Origin of the sequence: Streptomyces hainanensis (assembly GCF_004348415.1) — a bacterium.
Lineage (GTDB): Bacteria > Actinomycetota > Actinomycetes > Streptomycetales > Streptomycetaceae > Streptomyces > Streptomyces hainanensis.
This window is the reverse complement of sequence record NZ_SMKI01000576.1, coordinates 1-4,283: the sequence shown is the minus strand read 5'-3', so window position 1 is coordinate 4,283 and position 4,283 is coordinate 1. Positions and strand designations below refer to the sequence as shown.

The 4,283-nt window shown below is 75.2% G+C and carries 4 protein-coding genes and 1 pseudogene; 2 read left to right on the top strand and 3 right to left on the bottom strand.

What is annotated here, in order from left to right; translation table 11 throughout:
- Positions 1-21: 21 nt before the first annotated feature.
- Positions 22-1,539, bottom strand: coding sequence for a protein kinase domain-containing protein (locus E1283_RS32770; RefSeq protein ID WP_165956334.1), 1,518 nt, complete (start codon positions 1,537-1,539; stop codon positions 22-24).
- A 182-nt stretch (positions 1,540-1,721) separates the two neighbouring features.
- On the opposite strand from E1283_RS32770, the gene E1283_RS32765 reads away from it, so the two are divergent.
- Positions 1,722-2,231, top strand: coding sequence for a hypothetical protein (locus E1283_RS32765; RefSeq protein ID WP_132821802.1), 510 nt, complete (start codon positions 1,722-1,724; stop codon positions 2,229-2,231).
- Between the two features lie 124 nt (positions 2,232-2,355).
- Entirely contained in the window at positions 2,356-3,429 is a 1,074-nt protein-coding gene (locus E1283_RS32760) for a sigma-70 family RNA polymerase sigma factor (protein WP_132821801.1), read from the top strand.
- A gap of 30 nt (positions 3,430-3,459) precedes the next feature.
- On the opposite strand, the pseudogene E1283_RS40075 reads toward E1283_RS32760, so the two are convergent.
- A pseudogene (locus tag E1283_RS40075) lies at positions 3,460-3,657 on the bottom strand (hypothetical protein); the annotation flags it as partial.
- A gap of 124 nt (positions 3,658-3,781) precedes the next feature.
- A complete protein-coding gene (locus E1283_RS32750) occupies positions 3,782-4,225 on the bottom strand; it encodes a GNAT family N-acetyltransferase (protein WP_132821799.1) in 444 nt (147 codons plus the stop codon).
- Positions 4,226-4,283: the final 58 nt, after the last annotated feature.

The following is a 4,283-nucleotide window of genomic DNA, read 5'->3' as shown; positions in this document are numbered from 1 at the left end:
CAGAAACGCGCCGCTTCGCGGCTACCCCGCCTCCGCCTCCACCGCCACCCCGTGGCTCTCCGCGATCTCCGCCAACCCGCCGTCGAAGGCCACGCTGGCCGCCGCGAACCACCACCCGTCCTCCTCGCGGACGAGTTCGCCCACGACCAGGCCGGTCGCCCCGGCCGGCCCGGCCGGGAAGCCGTAGCAGAGCAGCTCGTGGTCGTTGGACGGGTCGACGAGCCGGGTGTGCAACAGGCCGGCCTCGGACAGGTCGCGGCCCGGCGTCTGGTCCTCGTCGACCGACAGCGTGAAGACGATCCGCTCGGCCGCCGCTGGCAGTTCCGGGAGGCGGACCGTGAACCAGGCCTCGGGATCGCCGCCCTCCAGCCGCACGCCGACGCCGGCCGGGTCCGTGTTGTTGAAGAAGACGAAGTGCTCGTCCGTCAGCACCCGGCCGCGCTCGTCGACCACCAGTGCGCTCGGGTCGAGGGCCAGCTCGGGACGGTCGGCCGCGGCCTCGCCGCGCAGGCCGACGGTGAAGGTGTCGCCGCCGGGCAGCACGTCCGCGAGCCGCATCCGCTGGCCGGTGGCCAGCGGCAGCCGGCCGCCCTCGGACCACGGGCAGGCGGCCAGCAGCACCGACCGCGGGTCGACCCGCGTCGGCTCGTAGGCCGGCCGCGCGACCGGCGCCGCGGACAGCGTGCCGGCGGCGAGGCCGCCGAGTTCCCGCAGCCGGTCGGCGACGGCCTCCGCGCTCTCCGGCCGGCCCGCCGGCTCCTTGGCCATCATGGACAGCACCAGCTCGTCCCACTCGGGCGGCACCCCGGCCCGCAGCGTGCCGGGCGCGGCCGGCGTCGACTCCAGCTGCTGCCGCAGCAGCTGGTAGAGGGACGCGCCGTGGAACGGCGGCCGGCCCGTGGTCAGCGCGTACAGCAGGCAGCCCGCCGCGTACAGGTCGGTGCTCGCGGCCACCGCCCGGCCCTCGATCTGCTCGGGCGACATGTAGGCGGGCGTGCCGACGACGACGCCCGTCGAGGTGAGCCTGGCGTGGTCGGTGGCCTCGGCGAGCACCGCGGCGATCCCGAAGTCCAGCACCCGGGCGAGGCCGTCGGGGCCCACCATCACGTTGGCCGGCTTCAGATCCCGGTGCACCACGCCCGCCTCGTGCGCCACCGCGAGCGCCCGGCAGATCTGCTCGCCCCAGCGGGCCACCTCGACCAGCGGCGGCAGCTCCTCCGCCAGCACCTGGTCGAGGGAGCGGCCGCGCAGCCGCTCCATCACCAGGTAGAGGACCGGGTCCAGGTCGCCCTCGAACCGCGCCTCGCCCACGTCGTGCACCGTCACGATGAAGGGACTGGTGAGCGCGGCGAGCAGCTTCGCCTCCCGCTCGAACCGCTCCCTGGCGCGCGGATCGCGCCCCACGGCGACGGAGCCCACCACCTTGACGGCCACGGTCCGCTCCAGGCGCAGGTCGAGCGCCTCCCACACGGTGCCCATGGCCCCCGCACCCAGCTGCCGCCCGAGCCGGTAACGGCCGTCGAGAACCCGGTCACGCATCCCACGAACCCCCTGATCCATATCTCCGACCCACCTGCGCACAGGCCATCGGTACCGCTAACTTTATGCGGCACAGGGGCCCCCGGGAGGGGGACGGGAGGGGACCGGTGATGAACGGCAGCGGGCCAACCGTCCCACGTCGGGACAGACCACCCTCCACCGACCCGCGCCCGTCGGGCCCGATGCTGGCCACGGCGGCGCTGTGCGTGCTCGGCGGGGCCCTCTCGTTCCTCGCGGTGACACTCGCGCGGAACGCGCCGCTCACCGAGTCGCCCGCCGACGAACGGGCACTGCGGATAGCGCAGGTGACCTCCCAGCACCTGGCCCCGTCCTGCCCGACCGCGCAGTCCAACGCCTTCTACGACGCCAGCCACTTCCTGTGCCGGGTGGTCGACCTGGACGGCGGGCTCACGGTGCGGGACGTGACGACGGCCGAGGCCGTGCCGGAGCCGGCCACCTCCCGGTGGGCGGTCCGCGTCACGTTCCGGCAGGCCGACGCCGCGGCGCTCCGCGCGCTCTCCGCCCGGGTGCGGCTGGAGCCCTACCCGCGCGGCCAGGTCGCCTTCCTGTCCGGCGACCGGCTGCTGTCCGCCGGGGTGCTCGCCGGGCCCGACGGATACGGCACCGCCAGCCTCGCCGGCACCTACACCCGCGCGGAGGCCGAGGACATCGCGGGCGAGCTCCGCGGTTGACGCGGCGCGCGCCCGTGGGCGGGCGCCGCCGCGTGGAAACCCGCCGTTGTCAGACCCCCTCGTTATGGTGGGCCGGACATGGGACGGGCGAGCGTCCCGGTCATCCCCAGGGAGCGATCAGGTCATGACGACACCCACGACGACCAGCGAGAAACCCACCGCGCAGCAGTTGGAGCGGCACCGCAGGGAGCTCACGGCGCACTGCTACCGCATGCTCGGCTCGGCCTTCGAGGCGGAGGACGCGGTGCAGGAAACGCTGGTGCGGGCCTGGCGCGGTCTCGACCGCTTCGAGGGGCGTTCCTCGCTCCGCTCCTGGCTCTACCGCATCGCCACCAACGTCTGCCTCACCATGCTCAGCGGGAGTAGCCGCAGGGCCCGCCCGATGGACCTGTCGGCGCCCACCCCGACCGCCTCCGCGGTGCTCGGCCCGCCGCTCGCCGAGACCGCCTGGATCGAGCCCATGCCCGACAGCCGCGCCCTCACCGCCGACCCGGCCGAGACCGCCGAGGCCCGCGAGTCCGTCCGGCTGGCCTTCGTGGCCGCCCTCCAGCACCTGGCGCCCCGCCAGCGCGCGGTGCTCATCCTGCGCGAGGTGCTGAGCTGGAAGGCCAGCGAGGTCGCGGAGCTCCTCGACACCACCGTCGCCTCGGTCAACAGCGCCCTCCAGCGGGCCCGCGCCACCCTGGCCGCCACCGGCGTCTCGGCCACCGACCCGGCCGAGCCGCTCTCCCGCGAGCACCGGGAGCTGCTCGCCCGCTATCTGGACGCCTTCGAGCGCTACGACCTGGACGCGCTCACCACCCTGCTCCACGAGGACGCCATGCTGTCCATGCCGCCCTACGACCTGTGGGTGCGCGGCAGTTCCGACGTGCGGGACTGGATGGCCGGCCCGGGCATAGGCTGCGCCGGCTCCCGGCTGATACCGACGTGGGCCAACGGCAGCCCGGCGTTCGGCCAGTACCGGCCGGCGCCGGACGGGGGGCACGTCCCGTGGGCGCTGCAGGTCCTCGAAGTGTCAGGGGGTCGGATCACCGGCATCAACGCCTTCCTTGACACCGAGCGGTTCTTCCCGCTGTTCGGGCTCCCCGAGCGCCTGCCGCCCGGCGCCGTCATCGCCCCCGGGTTCGCCGACGCCCACCGGGTCGGCCCGGTCGGCCAGGAGCTCGGCGAGCCCGAGGAAGGCGAGCAGCCGTCGTAACCCGTCGTCGACGCCGGTGAACGTCACCCGGCAGTCGAGCCGCCTCGCCGTCAGCGCCAGCCGGCTGACGGCCTCCACCGCGGTCGGCCCCGGGCGGTCGAGCGCCCGCAGATCCACCCGCACCCGGCCGCCGCCACCCGCCGCGACGGCCGCCCCGAACCGCTCGCACAGGCCCGGCACATCGGCCCGCACCACCGGTCCCCACACCACGAACTCCACGCCACCCATACCCAAGGAGACCAGCCACACCGGTCGAACTCATCGAGCCCGATCCCTCGACACCACCTGACACCCCGACACCGGGTCGCGCATCCGCTCCGCGGGCCCGGGTCCCCGAGGGTCTGACGCGGCCTCAGCCGGCCAGCGGCCTGACCCAGCGGCCCCACTCCGGCTGCGGCCGATAGCCGCCGGCCGCCCAGGCCGCGTGCGCGAGTTCGTTGTGCTGCAACACCATGGCGTCCGCCCGCCGACCGCCGAGCGCCACGAACCGCCGCTCCGCCGCGGCCAGCAGCGCCTTCGCCACCCCCTGCCGCCGGCAGGCCGGCGCGACCGCCAGCCGGTAGAGGTGGCAGCGCCAGCCGTCGAATCCGGCGATCACCGTGCCCACCAGCGCCCCGTCGCGCTCGGCCAGCAGCAGCGCCTCCGGGTCCCTGGCGATCAGCCGGCCGACCCCGTCGAGGTCGTCGCTGATGCTCACGCCCTCGGCCGCCTCCCGCCAGAAGGCCAGCACCGCTCCGGCGTCCGCGGGCACCGCCGCCCGCACCGTCACCTCACCTGCCGGGGTCACCTCGTCCATGGCGACCATCCCAACACGCCCGCACGCCCCTCACCAGCGTGTTCCGCCCCTCGGACAC